The 17,651-nt window shown below is 70.4% G+C and carries 12 protein-coding genes; 4 read left to right on the plus strand and 8 right to left on the minus strand.

Features of this window, described 5'->3' with window-relative positions; genetic code table 11:
- Positions 1-51 precede the first annotated feature (51 nt).
- A complete protein-coding gene (locus EJK15_RS46515; protein WP_171074932.1) occupies positions 52-3,297 on the minus strand; it encodes a discoidin domain-containing protein in 3,246 nt (1,081 codons plus the stop codon).
- Positions 3,294-4,682: a glycoside hydrolase family 43 protein gene (locus tag EJK15_RS46520; RefSeq protein ID WP_138716881.1), complete on the minus strand. Its 1,389-nt coding sequence runs from the start codon at positions 4,680-4,682 to the stop codon at positions 3,294-3,296. The genes EJK15_RS46515 and EJK15_RS46520 overlap by 4 nt, the downstream gene beginning before the upstream one ends.
- A gap of 428 nt (positions 4,683-5,110) precedes the next feature.
- On the opposite strand from EJK15_RS46520, the gene EJK15_RS46525 reads away from it, so the two are divergent.
- On the plus strand, positions 5,111-5,959 hold the full coding sequence (locus EJK15_RS46525; protein WP_138716882.1) for an intradiol ring-cleavage dioxygenase: 849 nt from the start codon (positions 5,111-5,113) through the stop codon (positions 5,957-5,959).
- A 187-nt stretch (positions 5,960-6,146) separates the two neighbouring features.
- Here EJK15_RS46525 and EJK15_RS46530 read toward each other — a convergent pair whose 3' ends face one another.
- The 5 genes from EJK15_RS46530 to EJK15_RS46550 all read right to left on the minus strand — a co-directional run bounded on the left by EJK15_RS46530 (position 6,147) and on the right by EJK15_RS46550 (position 15,439).
- Positions 6,147-6,446, minus strand: a complete 300-nt coding sequence (locus EJK15_RS46530) for a hypothetical protein (protein WP_138716883.1) — start codon at positions 6,444-6,446, stop codon at positions 6,147-6,149.
- A gap of 6 nt (positions 6,447-6,452) precedes the next feature.
- A complete protein-coding gene (locus EJK15_RS46535; RefSeq protein ID WP_206061516.1) occupies positions 6,453-6,818 on the minus strand; it encodes a hypothetical protein in 366 nt (121 codons plus the stop codon).
- 246 nt (positions 6,819-7,064) lie between these two features.
- Positions 7,065-9,578, minus strand: coding sequence for a PEP/pyruvate-binding domain-containing protein (locus tag EJK15_RS46540; RefSeq protein ID WP_138716884.1), 2,514 nt, complete (start codon positions 9,576-9,578; stop codon positions 7,065-7,067).
- On the minus strand, positions 9,575-10,297 hold the full coding sequence (locus EJK15_RS46545; protein ID WP_138716885.1) for a TetR/AcrR family transcriptional regulator: 723 nt from the start codon (positions 10,295-10,297) through the stop codon (positions 9,575-9,577). Before EJK15_RS46545 ends, EJK15_RS46540 begins: the two co-directional genes overlap by 4 nt.
- A 93-nt stretch (positions 10,298-10,390) precedes the next feature.
- Complete coding sequence (locus EJK15_RS46550) at positions 10,391-15,439, minus strand: tetratricopeptide repeat protein (protein ID WP_138716886.1); 5,049 nt, start codon at positions 15,437-15,439, stop codon at positions 10,391-10,393.
- Positions 15,440-15,562: 123 nt separating this feature from the next.
- On the opposite strand from EJK15_RS46550, the gene EJK15_RS46555 reads away from it, so the two are divergent.
- The 3 genes from EJK15_RS46555 to EJK15_RS46565 all read left to right on the plus strand — a co-directional run bounded on the left by EJK15_RS46555 (position 15,563) and on the right by EJK15_RS46565 (position 17,279).
- Complete coding sequence (locus tag EJK15_RS46555; protein ID WP_138716887.1) at positions 15,563-16,111, plus strand: hypothetical protein; 549 nt, start codon at positions 15,563-15,565, stop codon at positions 16,109-16,111.
- Positions 16,112-16,153: 42 nt separating this feature from the next.
- Positions 16,154-16,528, plus strand: coding sequence for a hypothetical protein (locus EJK15_RS46560; protein ID WP_138716888.1), 375 nt, complete (start codon positions 16,154-16,156; stop codon positions 16,526-16,528).
- Positions 16,529-16,607: 79 nt separating this feature from the next.
- Positions 16,608-17,279: a DUF6766 family protein gene (locus EJK15_RS46565; RefSeq protein WP_206061517.1), complete on the plus strand. Its 672-nt coding sequence runs from the start codon at positions 16,608-16,610 to the stop codon at positions 17,277-17,279.
- Here the strand turns inward: EJK15_RS46565 and EJK15_RS46570 are convergent.
- Positions 17,204-17,554: a hypothetical protein gene (locus tag EJK15_RS46570; protein WP_206061518.1), complete on the minus strand. Its 351-nt coding sequence runs from the start codon at positions 17,552-17,554 to the stop codon at positions 17,204-17,206. The two genes, EJK15_RS46565 and EJK15_RS46570, sit on opposite strands and share 76 nt — an antisense overlap.
- Positions 17,555-17,651 lie beyond the last annotated feature (97 nt).

The following is a 17,651-nucleotide window of genomic DNA, read 5'->3' on the forward strand; positions in this document are numbered from 1 at the left end:
ATGACATGAGAAGGGGGCGTGCCCGGCAGGACACGCCCCCTTCTCGGTGACTCAGGTGCCGTAGGCCTTGACCTCCAGGAGTCCGACGGAGCTGCTGCCGTTACCGGTCAGCAGCACCCGCAGCCGGGTGGTGCTCGTGGCGGTGAAGGTGACGGTGTTGTACTGGTTCTTGGCCAGCGAGTACGCCGACGCGCCCGGCACGTCCACGTACGCGCTGCCGTTCCAGTACTGCAGCTTCCACGACGCCGGCATGTCGATGCCCTGGTCGTCGTCGAAGAAGTACACCTCGGCCTTGTTCAGGTTGCGGGCCGAGGACCAGGTCAGGTCCACCCACTGCTGCCCGGTCTCCGGCCAGCAGCCCCAGCGCGGGTTGACGGTGTCGTTGGACGACGGCGGGTCGATCCCGTCGTTGACCGCCGCGACGCTCTCCCACGCCGAGGTGTACGACGCCGACGGCGTGGCCGACGACGCCAGGTTGGCGGGCGGCTGGACCCCGCCCCGGTTGTGGACCTTGATCTCGGTGAGCCCGGTCCTGGCGCCGGAGGCGGCCGTGGCCAGCACCCGCACGCGTTGCGCGCTTACCGCGGGGAACTGCACCACGTTGTAGTTGGCCCGCGGCGTCGCCGGGGACTTGGCCTGGCTGGGCACGCTCACCCAGGCGCTGCCGTTGTGGTACTGGATCTCGTAGGACGCCGGCGCCCGGTAGGTGCCGCTGGCCGGGCGGCTGTCCTTGAAGTAGAGCCGGACCTCGTTGAGCGTGCGGGCCGAGCCGAGGTTCAGCTCGTACCAGTCCTGGCCGGCGGTGGTGCCGCCCCAGAACGGCTCGTTGATCGGGAACCCGTCGACGGCGCCCGCGGCGGAGCTGCCCGAGGCGGTGGTGGAGGCCGTGGCGGTGGCGCCCGCGGCGAGGTTGGTGAGGTCGGCGGTCAGGTCGACGCCGGCCTTGGCGAGCATGTCGACCATGCGGGCGCCGCTGTGGCTCACCTGCGCGGGCGACTGCAGGCCGGGGACTGCGACGTTGTGCGTGACGGTGCCGCTCGTGGTGACGGCGCCGGTGGCCGGGTCCCAGGTGAACGGCACCAGCGACGACACCGTGGCCACCCGGCTGCCGTTGATGTAGATCGAGTAGCCCTGGGGCACGCCGGGGTAGCGGACGACGCCGTCGGCCGGGTCGTCCCAGACGATGGTCAGGTCGGCGTTGCGGTAGCGCAGGTTGTTGACGGTGAAGTGGGTCCAGCCGATGTTGATCGGCGAGAGCTCGACCTTGGCGTCGTTGCGCGGCCGCAGCCCGGCGACGTCCTCGACGACGGTCCAGTTGCTGCTGCCCAGGATGTTGTGGTGGATCCAGGAGCGGTAGGCGATCGAGGAGCCGTTCCAGTCGGCCCAGAACTCGTTGGCGTCCGGCCACTGGGTGTTGCCGTTGACGTACTGGGCCCAGGCGTTCCAGTAGAGCAGCTTCTTGTAGTCGGTCGCGGTCATCCACTCGTTCTGGTAGTCGCGCAGCACCTTCGAGTAGAGCCGGAACTGGACGGTGGAGTTGATGGTGGAGAAGTTGTTCGAGCCGGGGTTGCCGGCCGCGGCGGCGGCCGCCTTGTCCACCTGGTTGGCGGTGTAGAAGGGGAAGATCGGGTAGTGCGCCGGGTCGTCGTAGAGGCGCAGGGCCTGCTTGTACGCAGCCGTGTTCGGGATCGCGCCGACCGCGAACGGGTAGTAGTTGTTGATCTCCTTCCACGGCACCCATTCGTTGGTGGACTTCAGCCGGTGCTCGAACAGCTGCCTATTGGGGTTCCACAGCACGTTCACGATGGCGTTCTGGATCTGCGTGGCGAGCGTGCGCATCTCGTTGGCCTTGGCCGTGTTGCCGATCGCCTCGTACGCCTGCGCCGCGGCCAGCGCCCCGCTGTACTGGTAGGCGGCCTCGGCGCGGTCCATGCGGCCGTCCTTCCAGTGGAAGGACACGGCGTCGGCGTCGTTGCCGGTCAGGGCGCCCCAGTCGTACTCGATGAGCTTGTTGTTGTCGGTGTCGTAGAAGGCGAGTTGCCCCTTGACGTCCTGTTCGGCGTAGCGGGCCAAGTTGGCGGCGATGGCGGGCTGGCCGCCGTGGATCTGGTAGCTCTTCCAGGCCGCCTCGCCGATGTACTGCGTGTAGCTGTTGGACCAGTTCTCGGGGTCGCCCGGGTTGTCGAGGAAGCGGCCGTTCTTGGAGATCTGGCCGACGCTCAGCCAGTCGCCGTAGGCGTAGATCGGGTTGCGCAGGTATTTGAGGTCGTCGATGTGCATGGGCTGGGTCAGCACGATCGCGTTGTTGTAGCCCAGCACGCCCTCGGTGGAGGTGGGGAACTGGAAGGTCTGGCCGGGGATGTCCGCGTCGAGGTGGTTGAAGCGCATCAGCCACCAGCGGTAGTAGATGTTCTTCTTGATGGCGGGCTCGGGCACGTCGATGTAGGGCACGTTCTCGGCCCACCACCGGTTGTAGGCGCGCACGTGGGTGGCGAACGCGTTGGCGGCCGTGTGGCCGGCGTAGGCGTCGTACTCGGTGCGGGAGGCCGGGATCTCGTTCGTGACGAAGCCCATGACGACCTTGACGGTCACGGTCGCCCCGGCGGCGACGGTGACGGACCTGTTGAGGCCGCCGCTGGAGACGGTGAACCCGTCGCCGGTGAGCCTGGGGTAGAGCGTGGTCAGGTTGTTGTAGGCGTTGACCTGGCCGGTCAGCTCGCTGCCGCTGCCCGACGTCGCGTACGGTGACGTCGCCCTGAGCTGCAGCGTCGTCGAGCCCGAGCCGCCGTTGGTGACGGCCAGGTTGGCCACGGCCACGTTGTTCTCGGTGATGAACTTCGTCTGGTCGACGGTGATCGAGCCGCTGGTGTGCCGGCTCTTCCAGTGGCTGGGCGCCTGCCAGCGGGAGCTCACCTGCTCGGTGAAGGTGCCGGGGGTGATGGCGACGGTGAAGGCGTTGTTGTTGCTGATGCTCTCCCAGTACGCCGCCTGCCCGGCGAAGCCGAGCGTGCCGGGCGCGTGGGTCTTCATGAACAGCGCCCGCCCGCGCGTCATGAGCCAGGTGCCTGCGGGGTCGTTGCCGGGGCGGGCCAGCAGCCGGTCCATCCAGAAGTCGGTGCCCGAGCTCTCGGCGTCGTAGATGGCCTGCATCATGTTGCCGGTCGTGTACGTGCCCGGCGCGGCCGGGACGGCCGGGCCGCTGAAGGCCGGGAAGCCGATGGTCTGGTCGGCGCTCGCCGCCGGACCGGCGACGAGTAAGCCCGCGACCAGCAGCAGGGCTAACCAAGCGTGCCTCATGAGAAGGCCCTCCATTCGAGCACGCCGGTCGAGTAGCCGGTCTTGGACGTGATGTTCAACCGCAGCCGGGTCGTGCTGACCGGGGTGAACGTCGTGGCGTTGAAGGTGTTGGCCGCCACACCGCAGCCCGACTGGCCGGGCACGTTGACGTAGGCGCTGCCGTTCCAGTACTGGACCTGGCACGAGGCCGGCAGGTCGATACCGAGATCATCGTCGAACCAGTACACCTCGGACCTGGAGACCGTCTGCGCGGTGGGCCAGCGGTACTCGATCCACTCGGTGCCCTGGTGGTTCCAGTTGCCGTAAGCGCCGTGGCTGTGATCGGCCGAGTTCGCCGGGGTGTAGCCGTCGTTGATCGCGGCGAGCGTCTCCCACGGGGAGACGTAGGAGGTGGAGGGGGTGGCGCCGGCCGCCAGGTTGCCCGGAGTGGTCGGGCCGCCGGTCTGGACCACCTTCTGCATGGTGCCGTCGGCGTTGAAGTACAGCTTGTCGATCGTCACCGAGCGGCGGAAATTGCCCCCGCCCGGGCTGGAGGCGTTGTGGTAGACCATGTACCACTGGCCCTTGAACTCGACGATCGCCGGGTGGTTCGTGGTCGAGGTGACCTGGTCGAGCACGACGCCGCGGTGGGTCCACGGGCCCATCGGGTTGCTCGCGGTGGCATACCGGATGCAGGCGTAGCCGGGCGCCGAGCAGGCCGAGTCGTTGGCCGCGTACGCGAGGTAGTAGACGCCGTTGCGCTTGAACATCCAGGGGGCCTCCCAGAAGTTCGACACGCCGCTCGGGGTGATCACCGAGCCGTTGATCGTGGTCATGTTGCTGTTGAGCCGGGCCGCGCGCAGGCCGTAGTAGGAGCCCCAGTACATGTAGACCTGGCCGTCGTCGTCGGTGAACACGGTCGGGTCGATGTTGAGCGGCGAGGAGTTGGGGGTGCTGTCGCTGACCAGCGGGCCGCCCTTGGCGTCGGTGAACGGCCCGAGCGGGCTGTTGCCGACGGCCACGCCGATGTCCATCCAGCCGGCGCCGTTGCCGTTGACGGGGACGTACCAGTAGTAGCGGCCGTCGGCGCCGCGCTCGACCTCGCCGGCCCAGGCGTCGGCGCCCGCCCAGGAGAAGTTGGAGATCGACAGCTTGGCGCCCTGGTCGGTGAAGGTGGTGGCGTCGGCAGAGGTGAAGACGTGCCAGTCGCGCATGACGAAGTTGGTGCCGCCGGGCGGAGCCTCGTCGTGTCCGGTGTAGAGGTACAGGGTGTCGCCGGCGACCAGCGCGGCCGGGTCGGCCGTGTAGATCGCGGTGGTGATCGGCGGGCCCGCCAGCGCGGGGGGTGCGGTGCCGAGGATGAGCAGGAGTGCCGCGGCGAGGGCCGCCGCCCAGCGTCGTCTCATGAGATCTCCTCTTACAACCTAGCGATTGCTTGTGTTAGCGCTAACATCACTGATTCCTAACGAAGCGGTGAATCTGAAAGGTTTTCGGAACGTAAAACGGCTGAGTGGAGTCTGTCAATCGGGCACTGCAACCTTGTGCATACCGGATGAGCTGGATTTTTCTTGGCTCAACGGCGCTGATCAGCTAGCGAGCGCTTGGTCACAGTTTCATATCACCGAAAAGGCTTTCGATGACCGGCGATCCCGCTCGGTGCGGACGGGTCACCGCCACCTCTCCGTCCTGCAGCGGAGCAAGCTGCGGCGGCTGATGGGGCCGGGAGTCCGGCCCGCGGTGAACTCATCGAAACTTCATCTGCCGCAAAGCGGCTGCAAAGGCCGCGCCCTCTACCGTCGGTCCCGCAGCGACGGAACATCGGAGAGGAAACTCAGTGGGACACGATCACGAAGGTCAGCGGGTAAGCCGGCGGCGGCTGTTCGCCGGCATCAGCTCTGTCGGGCTCGGCGGCCTGCTGGCCGCCTGCGGCAGCGGCTCGGGCACAGCGACCGTCACGACTTCCACAGGGGCGACCGTGACGCCGGAGGCCACCACGGCCGGCGACCTCACCTCGCTCTTCACCGGGGCCAACACCTGCACGCTGACCGCCACGACGACGCAGGGCCCCTACTACTTCGACGCCGACAAGGTCCGCAGCGACATCCGCGAGGACAAGCAGGGCACGCGGCTGCGGGTCGCGATCAAGGTGCAGGACAGCGAGACGTGCGAGCCGCTGCCGAACGCGGTCGTGGAGATCTGGCACTGCGACGCGGCCGGGCTCTACTCGGGCGCGGAGGCGGAGTCCACCGGCGGGGGCGGCGGGAACCCGCCCAGCGGCGGTCCCCCGAGCGGCGGGACGGGCGGGGGCGGCGAGGGCGACATGGCCGACCTGACGCCCACCGACGACAAGCGCTACCTGCGTGGCGCGCAGGTCACCAACGCCGACGGCATCGTGCAGTTCACGACCATCTGGCCGGGCTGGTACCGGGGGCGCACGATCCACATCCACGCCATGGTCCACTTCAGCAACGAGCGCGTGCTGACCACGCAGATCATGTTCGACGAGTCGATGAACAGCAAGATCATGGCGATGGCGCCGTACTCGGAGCACACGGGACGCGACACGCTCAACGACAACGACAACATCTACAAGGACGACATGCTGATGAAGGTGACGGCGGAGGACGACGGCTATCTCGGCGCCATCGTCTTCTCCGCGGACTCCGACAAGGACGGCTCCTAAAACCCGCCGCACCACGTGCAGGAGGTACTCCTTGCGGTCGAGCGGGTTGTGGTCGGTACGCGGCCGCTCCGGCACGGGGCCACGGACGGGCTGGTAGCGATCGAAGGCGCTGTCCACAGGAGTCCATCGGCGGGCGCGCGGTATGGGCGATGACAGCCGGGAAGGCGGCCCTACAAGCAACCACCGGCTAACAGGCTCGCTTGACGGCCCTCTTGCGCTCGATGATGCACTGGGGGCCGTTGGCGAAGTTTGAGCCGCTGTGGACGTTGTTGCTCTTCACGGCGCCGTTCGCATTCGAGAAGTTGCCGCTGTTCACCTGGCGGCCCTTACTCCGGTAGTTGCCGCTCTTCCATGAGTTCCCGCTGTCCTTGGGTGTTCCGTATCCGAAAGCGGGAAAGCCGGATGACAAGAGGGCTTCGACTGGTGGCATCGACAGCGCGATCGTGGCCGACAGAACCGCTCCGGTCCTGCGCACCACTGCCCTCATGCCCGGTCACCCAGCCAGGGACTGCGGCCCGTTGGCGGTGTTGCCGCCGTCGAGAACGTTGTTGCTGCCATCGGAGCCGTTGCTGTTGGAGAAGTTACCACTGTTGATGGGATCTCCCTCATTCTGGTAGTTCCCACTATTGGTGGAGTTTCCAGAGTTTTCCGGGCCGTTGACACACGTGGTGGGGGAATTAGGGGTCGGCGAGTTGTAGCTGATCAGGCGGTTGCCACAGAGCATGGTGGGCAGTGCCGTGATCACGGTGCCGAGATCCGCGCCGAGCAACCGGGCGAGCAGGGACTCCTCCCGAGGCGGTGTGGTGGCTGACGCGGTGATCGTGACCAGCAGCGCGCCGCATCCGACCGCGACGATCACGGCAATCCGTACGAATGCCCTCAACGTGCCCTCCGCCATTCACTCGTGACATGACCCACCGATGATAGCAATGAGTAATAGGAAATCACGGATTGTAATCGGGAGTCTGTGGCGGAGACGCTCAATGCAGTGACTGCGAGCGCCAGGAAGCGTACGCCACCGGCATCCTCGCGATGATGGTCTCCGGCGCGGTCGCGGTGACGATCTCCGCCATCCGCAAGCGGCAGCGGGCCGCCATCACCGGGTTCACGGTGCTGACCCGTCGGCGCGATCGAGCAGCTCGACCGTGCCGCGCTCGCCGTCCACCCTGATCCGGTCGCCGTCGCGCAGCCGCATGGTGGCGTTGCCGGTGCCGACCACGGCGGGGATGCCCAGCTCGCGGGCCACGATCGAGGCGTGTGACAGCGGCGCGCCCATGTCCGTCACGACGGCGGCGGCGCGCGGGAACATCGGGGTCCAGCCGACGTTCGTCAGCGTCGTCACCAGGATCTCGCCTGGCTTGAGCCGCTCGCCCTCCTCCGGGCCAGCGATCACGCGAGCGACGCCCTCCACCACGCCGGGCGCCCCGGGGAAGCCGGTCACGGTGTCGCTCACCGGCGCGGTGCCGCCGCGCGCGTCGTAGACGTCGGCCCGCCGGGCCGGGTCGGCGGCCCAGCGGACCGGGTCGAAGTGTCCGACGATCAGCGTCGGGTACGGCGGCAGCGCCGTGTACTGCTCGTAGGTCGCCCGCCGCACCGGCACCCTCTCCAGGGCCGCCGCGTCGCCCCGCAGGAGGTCCAGGAGCTCCTCCAGGTAGAGGTGGAACACGTCGTCGCCGTGGCCGGTCAGCTCCCCCGCGCGTACGACGAACGCCCGCAGCGCCCAGAACGCGCGCATGTTCTCGGACCGGGTGTCCTCGCGGTCGCGGACCACCGCGCCCCAGCGCCGGACCCTGGCGCGCATCTTGGCCTCCTTGCCCGGGTAACGCTCGGCGAAGCGCGCCCAGGCCTCCTCCCTGGCCTTCTCCTGCCGGGCGAGCAGCGCCTCGGTGTCGGCACTCAGGTCCCGCAGGCCGGCGAGCTGGGCATCGATCCAGCCGGGGTCCTCGCCGGGCCGCGGGATCGACACCTCGAACTCGTGGGGGCCGCGATGCCCGTAGGTGCGGGCGAACTCGTCCCTGGTGAGCTCGCCGCGGGCCAGCCTGGACAGGCCCATGACGGGGCCCAGGCTGGCCAGCTCGCCGCCGGTGTTGACGCCGGTGAGCATGGCCTCGGCGGCCACCTCGCCCATCAGCTTGCGCAGGCGGTCGCGGGTGTAGACGAGGGTGGAGCCGCCCTGCCGGCCCGCGGCCTCCAGCATGCGGCACGAGGTGACCATGTGCGGCTGGATCTCGCGCGCGTACAGATCGGCCAGCTCGGGTCCCGAGCCCGTGGCGGCGATCCGCGCGACCAGCTCCTCGCAACGCTGCTGTGAGGTGGCCAGGAACGCACGCATACCCTTCAGATTCGTGCGGACCCGGCGCTGGATCCGGATCGCCATGGGCACGACGCGCTTGACGATCTCCCAGCGCGAGATCTTCACCTTCGGCACGTCGAGGGCAGGCGGGATCTTGCCGAAGACGTTCTCGATCGCACCGAGCCTGCTCTTCATGCCCATGGCCTCGGCGATGGAGTAGACGATGCTCAGGTTCATGTAGAAGCGGCCGCCGATGTTGCCCACCAGGTCGAAGCCGGGCAGGGTCGACGCCGACATGGCCTCGTGGATGAACAGGCGCACGAACGACCACGTCACTGGCGTCATCACGTCGGGGATGGCCTCGCCCAGGTTGCCCGCGGTCCACAGGTATTCGCCCTTGAGACTGTCGTTCCATTCCTCCACCTGCGGCTTGATACCGGTGATCGGGCGGGCCTGCACGACGGCGAACGCGCTCCCGCGTCTGGTCCACTCGACGTCCATCGGCATGCCGTACAGGTCCTGCACGCGCGCGCCGATCGCGGCCAGCTCCACGGCCTCCGCCTCGTCCAGGACGGGCTTGCGGCGCAGCGCCTCGGGGACGGGCCGCTCCTCGGTGCCCGCGGGCGTGCGTACGGTCATGACCGTCTTGTCGCTCGTCCCGGACCGGCTGACCGCACCGCCGGAGACGACGATCGTGTCCGGGGTGACCTGGCCGCCGACGACCGCCTCGCCGAGCCCCCAGGAGGCGTTGATGACGGTCTCGTCGCGGGCGCCGGTGACCGGGTCGGCGGTAAACATGATGCCGGCCGCGTCCGCGTCGACCAGTTCCTGGACCACCACCGCCAGCGCCACGTCGTCGTGGGGCACGCCGTTCTGGTCGCGGTAGGCGATGGCGCGCGGGTTCCACAGCGAGGCCCAGCAGCGCTTGACCGCCTCCAGTAAGGCGTCGCCCGTGATGTTGAGGTAGGTGTCCTGCTGGCCGGCGAACGACATGTCCGGCAGGTCCTCCGCGGTGGCCGACGACCGGACGGCCACCGGCACGTCGTCTCCGAGCGCCTCGTACGCCCGCCGGATGTCGGCGGCGATGCCCTCGGGCATGTGGTGGCGGGCGAACAGCGCCGCGATCCCGTCGGCGTCACCCGCGGCGGCCGCCTTGAGGATCTCGTCGTGGAAGCCCGACACGAACGCCCGGTATGCCGCCGTCGTGACGTGGAACCCGCCGGGAACGGGCAGCCCGGCCCTGATCAGCCTGGCCAGCGAGGCCCCCTTGCCGCCCGCGGTGGCCAGGTCGGCGGCGGCGTCGCCGAGAGACAGCACAGCCCTCACGTCACACGCTCCTTTGAGCCCAGGGAGATCGCCAGCTTCTGGCGCGCGATCTCCTCCATGGAGTCGAGAAAGTCCAGGGTCGCCCCCGCCACGGCGCGCGCGTCATCGCCCGGCAGCGGGCGGCCCGTGCTCATGGCGCGTTCGACGGTGTCGGCCACCAGCTCCGCGATCCGGTAGTCGGGCAGTCGCGCTTCGTCGGGCATCATGTGCTGGAGCGACACGAATCCGTACAGGATGGAGCTGATCACCGTGACGTGGTCCCCCGGCTCCTCGCGAACGGCGCCGTGCTGGATCAGCCGCCGGATATAGGCGTCGAAGGCGCCGCCCAGCTCGAGCCCGGTCCTGCTGTGCCGTTTCTGGCGCGTGAGCTTGCCGAGCACGTCGGAGTCGCCGATCAGGACCGCCCTGAGCAGCGGCCGGCTCAGCAGCACACGGGCGAACTCCCCGAACACCTCGCTCAGCGTGGCGGGCCCGCCGGCGCGCATGTCCCCCAGCAGGTGGACCCGCTCGCGGCGCAGCAGCGCGGCGAACAGGTCGTCGCGGGTCTTCCAGTGCAGGTAGATGGTGCCCTTGGCGACATCGGCCCGCTTGGCCACGTCGTCGATCGTGATCTTGTCGTAGCCCCAGCGCAGGATGAGCTCGGCGGCGGCGTCGAGGATCCGGTGCGCCCGCTCGAGCTGGCGCGCCGGATCCTGCGGCGGCCGTCCAACCTTGACCATCGGTCTCACCTCATTTGTTTGACTAGATGAGACTAATTGGTCATTTAATTAACCACAAGTTCACCCGACGGACTCGACGGGCTGCCCTGCGCCTCAGCCCATTTTCCTCAGGAGGAGTTCGGCCTGCGGGGCGAAGGACCGGTCCCCGATGCCCACCGCGGCCTCCAGCAGGCGGCGGGCGAGTGTCAGGTCGCCGCGCTCGTACCGGATCTCGCCGAGCCGGCAGGCGGCCTCGGCCACCAGGTCGGCCTCCTCGGTCAGGCCGAGCGTCAGCTCGTAGTAGCGCAGGGCGCCGTCGCGGTCGCCGAGCCAGTAGCACAGCTCGCCCAGGTGCGCCGCGGCCATCCCGGACTCCGCGTCGCCGGCGTCGATGACCCGCTGGTACCAGGTGAGCGCCTCGGTGAAGTCCCGGTTGCGCTTGGCCAGCGCGCCCAGGTACATCGCGGCCAGGGCGCTCGTGTGCCCCTCCCCCTCCTTGACGGCCCGCACGTACCACTCGCGCGCCCGTTCCTCGTCCTCGTCGTGGTAGGTCTGGCCGAGCGCGACCATCGCCCGCGCGGCGAACCCGGCGTCGCCCGCGCCGAGCACCCGCTGGTACGTCTCCCGCCCCTCGTCCACCATCCCGGCAGCGACCAGGGCCTGCGCGAGGGTGGTCAGCGCGATGGGCTCGCCGCTGGCGGCCGCCTCCCGCAGCGTGCGCAGCGACTCCGCGGTGTCGCCCCGGTCGCCCTGCAGCATGCCCAGCAGGCTGCCGAACACCGGCCTGATCGGGCTGTCGGCGTCCGCCGCCTGCCGCCGCGCGACGTCGAAGAACGCGTCGTCGTCGCCCTCCCCGTCGAGCAGCTCCAGCAGCCTGCCCCCGGCGACGAAGCGCACGTCCGGGTCGTCGTGCTCGCCCAGCCGCTCGAAGATCACCCGTGCCTCGGCCCGCCCGCCCAGCGCGGCCAGCCGGTCGGCGACGTTCAGGTCCGTGAACGGCCCCTGGCCGGCGCATTCGAAGTACGCCCGCACGGCCGCCGGGTCCTCGCACTCCCCGCCCAGCTCGTGTGCCACCTCGGCGCCCGGTACGCCCATCAGCTCCAGCACCCGCACGGCCACCTCGTGCTCACCCCGCTCGAACGCCCCGTGGGCGAGGGCGCGCAGGTTCCGCAGCGCCTCGTCGGCCGGCTCGGCGCCGGTGTCCGCGGCGGCGGCGAAGGCCTCGGCGGCCCCGAGCACGTCGCCCTCGTCGTGCCGCCAGCAGCCGATCATGATGTGGCTGATGGCGGCGGCCTCCGGCTCCCCGGCCGCGGCGGCCGCCCCTGCCTGCTCGTACGCGCCCGCGATGTCGCCCATGCCGTGCAGGACCTTGGCGAGGTTCGTCCGCATGCCCGCCACGAGCGGTTCGAAGCCGCTGTCGATGCCCTTGTGGTACATGCGCGCCGCGCCCGCCAGGTCCCCCGCGCCCCGGCACGCGTCGCCCCATCCCCAGTAGCCGATGGCCACGGTCTCCGGATCGCCGGAGCCGACCGCCCGCTCCGCCGCCTCGGCCGCGGCCTCGTATCGCTGCTCGCGTACGAGGTGGGTGACCAGCAGGCGCAGGCATTCCACGTCGCCGGCCGCCGCACCGTCGGCCAGCGCCCGCCGTACGCCTGCCGCGTCGCCGCGCTCGTCCAGCGCCTCGGCGAGCGCGACGGCGGTGCCCGGCATGCCGGCGCGCAGGGCCTCCAGGGCGCCGTCGAGGTCGCCGCGGCGCTCTCGTACGATCGCGATGTTGTGCCAGGCGACGTGGGCGGTCGCCGGCTGCTCGGTGGCCGGCAGGAAGCACAGCTCGGCGCGGCAGGGCTCGCCGTCCTCGGCCCAGTTCGCCCCCAGCGAGAGGTACGCCTCCGCGGCCGGCTCCGGGTCGCCCAGCTCGATCACCAGCCGGTAGAGCAGCCTGGCGGTCGCCTCGTCGTCCATTCCCCTGGCCGTGCGCAGGGTCTGGATCAGGCCGTCGTGCCTGTCGTCGCCGGGGAGTGCGGCCAGCAGGCGGCGTACCTGGGGCACGTCCTCGTCGTTCAGTGCGAGCACCAGCTCGGCCAGCGCCTCCGACCCGGCGACCTCGGCCAGCGCCGCGATCGCCCCCTGCCGGTCGCCGTCCGCGGCCAGCACCCACCCGCGCTCCTCGGCCGAGGCCGTGCCGAGACGGACGCGCGCCACGGCCGCGGCCCAGCCGTCGTCGTCCTGGGCGGCGGCCCGCTCGTAGGCGGAGCGCGCGTACTCGGCGTCCCCCGCCTCCCCGAGCAACCGCCCGGCCGCCACCAGTGTGCCGCCCGCGGACCCGGGATCGGCGATCACGGCCCGCTCGAACGCGGTCCGCGCCCCCGCGACGTCACCGGCCCTGGCGAGCAGCTCGCCGAGCAGCAAAGCCTCGGCCGCTGCCACGTCGCCGGTCCTCGTGAGCAACCCGCCGAGCAACCGCGCCGCGCCATCGCCCATCTCACCAACCGACGGCGCCTCATTTCCGGTGGCGGCAGCGGTCAGGACGGCCAGGGCGGCCTGGAGGTCACCGTGGTCGCGGAGCATGCCCGCCAGATACAGCCTGCCCTCCGCGCCGAACGCCTCCGCCAGCAGCTCGCGGGCCTCGTCCGTCTCACCGCTCGCCACCAGCACCTCGGCGAGCCGTACCGTCGCGTCCGTCCTGCGCCGCTCGTCGCCGTCCTCGTAGCCCAGCACCTGCCGGTACGCGACGGCCGCCTCGGCGAGCTGCCCGAGCTTCTGCCGCACGTGACCGAGGTCGCTCAGCGCCATGGCGGCCAGCCCTTCGCTCTCGCCCTCCGCGGCCCGCGCCCAGGCGTCCATGGCCCCCTGCCCGTCCCCGGCCTCGTGGCGCAGCGCGCCGAGGTAGCAGGCCGCCTCCTGGCGGAAGCTCGGGTACCCGGCGCCGGCCACCAGCGACAGCGCCCCGTCGGCGGCGGCCGTCTCGCCCCGCCGTTGCCAGGCGTGCGCGGTCTCCATGGCGAGCATGCTGGTCAGCAGCGCGTTCCCGCCCTCGGGCACGGCCGCGAACGCCACCGCCGCGCCGTCGAGGTCCCGGTCGAGCAGCTGCCGGGCGAACCGCCCCATCGCCTCCGGCTCGCCCACGGGGAGGCCGAAGGCGGCCCGCGCGGCGGCGAGGTCGTCGAGCCTGACCCAGGTCAGCCCCAGCAGCCAGGCGCTGCGCCCGGCCTCCTCGGCGCCCTCCCGCGCGATGCGCCTCTCGTGCAGCCGGCAGGCCGCCAGCAGGTCGCCCTGCCGCTCGAACAGCGTCGCCAGCGACCCGGCCGCCTCGCTCCGCAGCCCTTGGTGCGCGCTGTCCAGCGCCATCGTGTACGCCGCCCGCGCCTCGCCGGGCTCGTCCTCCTCGACCAGCCCGCCCAGCAGGTAGCCCACCCAGGGCGCCAGCACCGGATGCCCCTCCGCGCGGGCCCGGCGCAGCAGGGCGACCGCCTCGTCCCGATCGGGGAGGATCTCCTTGGCCAGCACGGCCGCGTACGACAGGGCGAGCGGCTCGCCGCGCCCGGCCGCGTCGTGCAGCAGCCTGGACGTCTCCGAAAGCGCGTGCCCGAACGAGGCCATCACCTGGGCGAACACCGCGGTGCCCACCGCGGCCACGGCGGGGTCCTCATGGGTCATGGTCTCGTGGTAGCGGGCCAGCCCCTCCTCCCGGCCCAGCCGCTGGTGGGCGGCCACCGCGGGCAGCACCGGGTGCAGCTCGTCGCCGGAGATCCGCAGCAGGAGCAGGAGGAAGGTCGCGGCGAAGCCCTGCACGACGTCGTCGCCCTCGGCCACGTACGCCAGCAGTTCGTCGGCCTGCTCCCGATCGCCCTCCCCCAGTTCCAGCTCGGCCAGCGTCACCATGGCCCGGATCGACTGCGTGGCCGCGCCGGAGTCGGCGGCCGCCCGCAGCAGCCGCCTGGCCTCGGCCAGGTCGCCCGACCGCAGCAGGTCCAGCGCCGCGTCGATGTCCTGGACCGCCTGCTCCTCCACCGGGTCCGCGAGCGGCTGCTGCCGGTCGTCGTGGTCGAGCAGCAGCCTGGCCCTGAACGCGGCGTCGGCGTCCTCGTGCTCCGCGGCCAGCCGCGCCAGCTCCATGACCTCGTCGTGCGCGTCCCTGTGCTGGTCGAGCAGCACGCCGAGCAACGTGACGCAGATCGAGGCCCACTCGCTCTCCCCGGCCCCGAGCACCGCCCGCAGCGCGGCCAGCGCCTCGGCGGCCTCGCCCGCCTCGGTGTGCATCTGGGCCAGGCACGCCTGGGCCTGCACCACGTACTGGCGCTGCCCGCTGGCGATCACCCGGCGGAAGATCGCCTTCGTCTCGTCCTCGTCGCCGAGCTGAGCGGTGACCTTGGCCAGCTCGATCAGCGACGGCAGCCGGATCTCGGGGCGGGGGTCCTCGGCGGCCACCCGGTAGGCGGCGGCGGACTCGGCGTACTCGCCCAGGTCCACCAGCACCGCGCCGAGCAGCTTGTGCGCCATGGCCAGCCGGTCGGGGTCGCCGACGGCGATGGCGTGCTCGCAGACCTCGCGGGCCGACTCGAAGTCCTCCTCCTCGGCGTACAGCCGGTAGAGCTCGAACGCCGCCAACGCCACCACGTCGGGATCACCGCAGGTCAGCAGGGCGCGGTAGTCGTCCTCGTCCTCGGCCTCCTCGTACAGGTCGCGGGCCGAGGCCGGGTCCTGGTGGAACACGGGCAGCTCCAGCCGCGCGGCCAGCTCGGCCACGGCGGGGCTGTCGCACCTTCGGGCCCGTTCCAGCGCCTCCTGCGCGCCCGGCTCGTCGCCCAGTTGCGTGCACACCAGCACCAGCGCCGTTTCGGCGAGCGCGGCCACCTCGAAGTCCGCGCCGTCCGAGGCGATCATCAGCACCCGGTGCGCCGCCGGCCACTCCCTGGCGTTGACCAGCATCATGCCCATGGCCATGGCCGAGCGCTGCCCGAACACCGGGTCGCCCGACAGGATCACCGACCGGTGCGCCGCCTCGGCGCCCTCCAGATCCCCCCGCTCCTGCAGCAGCCCGGCCAGCAAGTGGGACGCCTCCGGATCCCCTGTGGCCGCGATCTGCCTGAACAGCACGGCGGCCTGGTCGAGCTCTCCCGATTTCCAGCAGCTCATAGCCGCGTCGAGCTGTTCTGACGACATTCCTCACTCCAAAGTCATCCAACAATGTGAAAAAGCTACACATGTGCCGCCCTGGGTCATAGGACATTCCGAGATCTCCGGTCCTCGCACCGTGGAGTGCGGGAGCGCCGTAGCGTTGTTCCCATGGCCAAGGCGTTCTGGATCGATCAAGAGTTCGACAGGGACCGTGACGGGCGCTATGCCGTGCACGTGCGCAAGAACCTGGAGGAGTTCCAGTGGGGCGACATCGCGCCCGTCAGGTTCGCGTGTGCCGCGTGGCGGCTGGCCACGCCGCCGTCGCTCACCCCCGGCTATATACGGTGGGACCGCCGCGTCCTGGGGGCGACCTGCCACCGCAACACCTGGGACGGGACGCTCTACGCGCGCATCAGGCTGGTCTCGCCGCTGCCGGAGGAGCTGACCCGGTCGCGGGCATGGTGGCGCGACCGGGGCTGGCTGGGCTGGCAGGAGACCTTCGGCCAGTACGTCGAGCCGTCGCAGCAGGACTTGGCAAGGATCCCGTTCCTGCGGGCATCGCTGCTGGTCGAGGCGCCGGTGCCGCTCGACGACCTGCCGCCGGAGCCGGAGGGCCCGCACGACGACGTCGAGCGGCGCGCCCACCGCGCGGTGGTGGTGCTGGCACGCGAGCTGAACGCCCTGGTTTCCCCCGTCCTCGACCAGCTCGGCGGCTGACCGGCCAGCATGTTTGATTGACCCCTGGGTAGCAGGGGCTCCATGAGAATCCTGCTCATCGCGCTGGCGGTCGCGGTCGCCGGCTGCGGCGTGGACACCACCTCCGCCGCCCGGGCGGCGGAGCGGTTCCACGCCGCCCTCTCCGCGCATCAGGAGGGGGCCGCCTGCGGGATGCTCACCCGTAAGACCGCCGACAAGCTCCCCGGCCCCGGCCAGTCGTGCGCCGACGCGCTGCGCGAGCTGCGGCTGGGCCCGGGCGGCGCCGTCACCTCCGTGAGCGTGTGGGGCGAGGACGCGCAGGTGAGGCTGGCCGGCGACACGCTGTTCCTGCACCGCTTCAGCGACGGGTGGCGGGTCAGGGCCGCGGGCTGCGAGCCGGTGCGCGACCTTCCGTACGAGTGCGCGGTGGAGGACTGATGCGTGTGATGTTCACGCTGACCGCCCTCATCATCCTGGTGGGGCTGACCTGGTTCTTCGCCGTCGGGTGGTCGCGGCTGTGAAATGGCTGAAGGAGAACTCGCTGGCCCTGGCCTTCCTGATCATGTTCCTGCTGGCGGTGGGCGGCCAGGCCGTGGCCGGAACGCTGGAGTTCAACGACCAGCAGCGGGCCGGCGGCGGCGAGCAGGTCTCGATCCTCCAGTACGTGGCCTCCTCGACGTTCGCGGTGAACGTGGCCGAGAACTGGCAGTCGGAGTACCTGCAGTTCTTCCTGTTCATCGTGTTCACCGTCTGGCTCGTGCAGAAGGGGTCCCCCGAGTCGAAGAAGTTGGACCAGGCGGGGGCGGAGTCCGACGAGCAGCAGCAGATCGGCAGGCACGCCGGCAAGCGGTCGCCCGCTCCGGCCAAAGCCAAGGGGATCCGGCTGTGGCTGTTCAGCAACTCGCTCGGGCTGGCGATGGGGATCATCTTCGTGCTGTCGTGGCTGGCGCAGTCGGTGGCCGGGCAGGCCGCGTACAACTCCGAGCGCCTCGTCGACCTGCGGGATCCCGTCGCGTGGGGTTCGTACGTCACCTCGCCGGAGTTCTGGGAGCGGAGCCTGCAGAACTGGCAGTCGGAGCTGCTGGCCGTGCTGTCGATGGTGGTGCTGTCGATCTATCTCCGCCAGCGCGGCTCGCCCGAGTCGAAGCCGGTCGGGGCGGCCCACTTGTCCACGGGGGTGGAGGGCTGACCGGTGATCACGGCGACGATGCGGGTGCCGGGGGCGAAGGCGCCGTGGCGCGCGAGGTCGAGGATCCCGTAGAGCATCTTGGCGACATAGATCCGCTCGACCCGATATTTCCCGATAAATTCCTCCAAAGCCGGGGTCGTCCTGGCGTACCCGCCGAAGTGATAGTCGAGATTGAGCTCCCAGTTCGACCACGCACGCCCGTACGCCTCCCGCTGCAGCCTGGCCACCTCGCCGGCCAGGAACCCCGCCCCCTTGAGCCTGTCTCGTATACACATCTCCGAGCCCACGAGACCCTAAGACATCTCTTATGCCGTCTTCTGCTTGAAAAAAAGAATACATCGCAGAACGTGTCGCAAAAGTAATCATTGCCCC

Origin of the sequence: Nonomuraea basaltis (assembly GCF_005893125.1) — a bacterium.
In the GTDB taxonomy this organism is placed as follows: domain Bacteria; phylum Actinomycetota; class Actinomycetes; order Streptosporangiales; family Streptosporangiaceae; genus Nonomuraea; species Nonomuraea basaltis.

Excerpts from the sequence above, each read along its gene's own strand:
- EJK15_RS46515 (WP_171074932.1), bottom strand. The coding sequence starts at position 3,297 with ATGAGGCACGCTTGGTTAGCCCTGCTGCTGGTCGCGGGCTTACTCGTC.
- EJK15_RS46520 (WP_138716881.1), bottom strand. The coding sequence starts at position 4,682 with ATGAGACGACGCTGGGCGGCGGCCCTCGCCGCGGCACTCCTGCTCATC.
- EJK15_RS46530 (WP_138716883.1), bottom strand. The coding sequence starts at position 6,446 with ATGAGGGCAGTGGTGCGCAGGACCGGAGCGGTTCTGTCGGCCACGATC.
- EJK15_RS46545 (WP_138716885.1), bottom strand. The coding sequence starts at position 10,297 with ATGGTCAAGGTTGGACGGCCGCCGCAGGATCCGGCGCGCCAGCTCGAG.
- EJK15_RS46550 (WP_138716886.1), bottom strand. The coding sequence starts at position 15,439 with ATGTCGTCAGAACAGCTCGACGCGGCTATGAGCTGCTGGAAATCGGGA.
- EJK15_RS46555 (WP_138716887.1), top strand. The coding sequence starts at position 15,563 with ATGGCCAAGGCGTTCTGGATCGATCAAGAGTTCGACAGGGACCGTGAC.
- EJK15_RS46560 (WP_138716888.1), top strand. The coding sequence starts at position 16,154 with ATGAGAATCCTGCTCATCGCGCTGGCGGTCGCGGTCGCCGGCTGCGGC.
- EJK15_RS46570 (WP_206061518.1), bottom strand. The coding sequence starts at position 17,554 with ATGTGTATACGAGACAGGCTCAAGGGGGCGGGGTTCCTGGCCGGCGAG.